The following is a 3,524-nucleotide window of genomic DNA, read 5'->3' as shown; positions in this document are numbered from 1 at the left end:
AAAGTTCAGTGCACCCACCACCTCTACGGCACTGGTCCCCAGGTTTCCGGTATTACTCAGGCTGATAGCTGCACCAGAGGCAATTAGGGTATTGGCACTTAAGGTGTCATTGGCAGCGGTTAAACTCAGGTTCCCCCCTTGTACATTTAACAGACCACCACCAGTCAAACCGCCTACCGAACTGGAGGTGCCACCGTCGGTAAGAATCAACGTACCACCAGCAAGATCAATGATACCGGTGTTATTCATTACACCTGCGGTTAACACGCTAGGATCCAGATCAATCAGGCCAGCATTATCTAACGCACCGACTGTTTGATTAAATCCGTTAGTCTTGAAAGTAGCGCCGTTGTTGACAGTTAATAATGAGGTCTGCCCCAATGAATTATTGTCACCCAGCAGCACTAGCCCCCCAGAGATGGTGCTTGTACCACGGTAATCATTGGCGCTGTTGGTAATGGTTAATGGTGCCGCTGCGGCATTGAAGACAATATCCCCGACCCCGGTCAGCCTGGCAGTGAGGGTGCGATTCGAAGCCGCATCAGCGCTGGTGGCGATCTCCAGTGCATCTTGGTCATCGGTTAACAAATTAAGCGTGTGCAACTCATAATTCAGGTAGAGCCCCATGGCGCCGGTGACGCTGGCGTTAGAAAGGTGATAGTCGTAAATCCCTTCCGCGACATTGACCCCATTTTGTGTAATGACCGAGGTTATGCCTGCATCGGGTACCACAGGCTGACCATTCAGTTGTAGTGTCAGATTATTGGCACCACTGGCCATATCGGCGGTAATTAAGGTCATCCCCGCCATACCCCGGTTTTGGTCCAGCAGCGACAAATCTGGCGGAATGGTCGGCACATTATTGGTCCAGGAGAGGTCCCCGGTGATATTGACCACGCCACCCGCTGCGGTGAAGGCTTCAGTCTGAATGATGCTATCCGCACTGACATCAGGAATGCCGGAAAAGAAATTCAGCGTACCGCCGTTCATGGTTAAGGCGTTGATCGCTTCGGTACTTGGGGTATTCGCAACGCCAACCTGAGTCACGCTGCCACTGTTCAGAGCCAGCGTCGCCTTGGTCAATGCGGCGGTGTTGTCACCAGTGAGCAAGAAGTTGGTATTTTGCAGTGTCACTGTGCCGTTAAAGTCACTCCCTACGCTGCTACTAAAGTTAAACGCATTACCACTGGCGTTAACATTCACCGCCCCTGAGCCCCGCAGGACATTATTCAAGGTGAAATCAACATTGCTATTAATATTCAACCTGTCGGTGGCATTGGCAACATTGAATATTGCCGCGGTATTTAAGGCGGTATCTTGGTCGATGGTGATACTGGAAGAGGTATTGATATCGACCAGGCCACTGAAGTCGACCAAGTTGCCGTTGCCAGACAAATCAATCTGGCTGTTATTCAATACCCAGCTCCCACCGCCGCTTAAACTGTTGTTCAGTTGCGTTAAGGCACCACCGGCAAAATTGTTGAAGATCAACTGGCTGGCGCTGGCAATATCAACCGTACTCGCCCCGAGGTTTTGCAAAGCAGCGACGCTCAAGGTGCTGTTGCCATCAATAGCAAACAGCCCGTTGAAGTTACTGTTATCGCCAATCAGTGACATATTGGCGTTATTAGTAATACTCACGGTGGAGTCCACGATACCTTGCAGGGTTTGTGCGACGCTGCCAATCAGGCCATCAAACACCAGGGTAGAGCTAGTGGTGGTTAAATCCACCGTGGCGCTGTCGGCCCCCAGATTGCGGGCTTCGTTGATTGTTAGCGTACCGCCGCTATTGATAGCTTGGGTACCGCTAAAGTCGCTGTTGCCGGTCAGTTGGACGTTAGCGTTGGTATTTGCCACCCCGTTACCACGGAGTCGGTTGGCGAAGCTGCCGTCACGGTTAAAGTTCAGGGCCCCGGCGATATTGATGTCACCAGAGCCGAGGGTACCAGTATTGGTTAAGGTGACGTCAGCACCGCTGACAATGGTAGTGATGGCAGACAGGGTGCTGTTATCGGCGCTCAGGGTTAAGCTGCCGCCCTGAACATTCAAACTGCCGGCACCGGCCAGGCCATCGGCTGCGGTGGAAGTGCCACCCGCCAGCAGATTGAGAGTACCACCTGCCAAGTTAAGGGTGCCGTTATTGGTCAACAGGCCGTCACTGCTTAATGTGCCGCCATTGAGCGTCAGGGCACCGAGGTTATCCAGCGCCCCCACGGTTTGGGTAAAACCGGCCATATCGAACAGGGCGTTGCTATCCACCGTCAACAACTGGGTTTGCCCCAGGGCATTACTCGCCCCCAACAGCACGGTGCCGCCGGTCGCCTGAGTGGTGCCGCTGTAGCTATTCCCGCCATTGGAGATGGTGAGTGGTGCTGCGGACGCATCCAGAACGATGCCGCCAGCCCCAGTCACCAGCACCGACAAGTCATGATTGCTGCCAGGGTTGGCATCGGTGGCCACCAGCAGGGCATTTGGCACATCTTCAATCAGGTTGAGCTGGATCAGGTTAAAATTGAGGAACAACCCGTTGTCTGTACCCCGTGTATTCAACAGGCCGTAATCATAGAGCGCCTGAGCGACCGTTATGCTGTTTTGGATCAGATCAGACGCCACTGGCTGGTTAGTCACCGCCACGCCATTGAGGTGCAGCGTCAGGTTGTCGATATTGGTGGCATTGTTGGAGAAAATCAGCGCGGTACCGGCGTTATTGCCGATCTGATTGAGCAGCGAACCCCCGGTGTTCGGGGCAGACTGCGGCCCGACGACGTCAACAATCCCGCTATTGGCGGTGAATATGCCGGTGGTCAGGGTGCTCTCGGCGTTGGTGGCTGGAATGCCACTGTAAAACTGCAGGGTGCCGCCGTTGAGGGTCAGGTTGCCGATAGTCTGGTTGCTGGCGGTACCGGATACCCCGACGGTGGTGGTGTTGTCGTTTTCCAGCACCAGCGTGGCAGCGGTGAGCGCAGCGGTATTGCTGCCAGCCAGTGAGAAGGTACTGCTGTTGAGGTGAACATCACCGCTAAACAGAGCCCCCACCGCATTGCCGAAACTGAAAGCCTGGCCTGCAGTATCCACATTCACCGTACCGTTGCCGGTCAACGCATAATTAAAGTTGAACAGCCCGGAGGTGGTGATATCCAGGTTATCGCCCGCTCCCTGCACATTAAACTGGGTAGCGGCGTTGAGGCTGGTGAGTTCATCCAGGGTCAAACGGGCATTACCGTTGATGTCGATCAGGCCATCGAAGCCAGCCATCCGGGTGGTGTTGCCCGCCAGATTGATATTGCTGTTGTTGAGCCACCAAGTGCCGCTGCCGGTGAGGGTGTTGGCGAGTATCGATGGCACATTACCGGCAAAGTTCAGGAACTGCAGGGTGCTGCCACTGGCGATATCTACCGCGCCATTGCCCAGGTTTTGTTGCAAGCCGACGGTCAATTGGCTATTGCCATCAATAGCAAACAGCCCGTTGAAGCTGCTGTTATCACCGGTCAGTGACATATCGGCGCTGTTATCAATACTGACGG

1 pseudogene is annotated in these 3,524 nt (G+C 54.2%); it reads right to left on the bottom strand.

Features of this window, described 5'->3' with window-relative positions:
* Positions 1-3,524: pseudogene (locus IO95_RS25510) on the bottom strand (autotransporter outer membrane beta-barrel domain-containing protein); the annotation flags it as partial.

This window comes from Serratia sp. DD3 (assembly GCF_000496755.2).
This window is presented reverse-complemented; position numbering and strand designations above follow the sequence as displayed.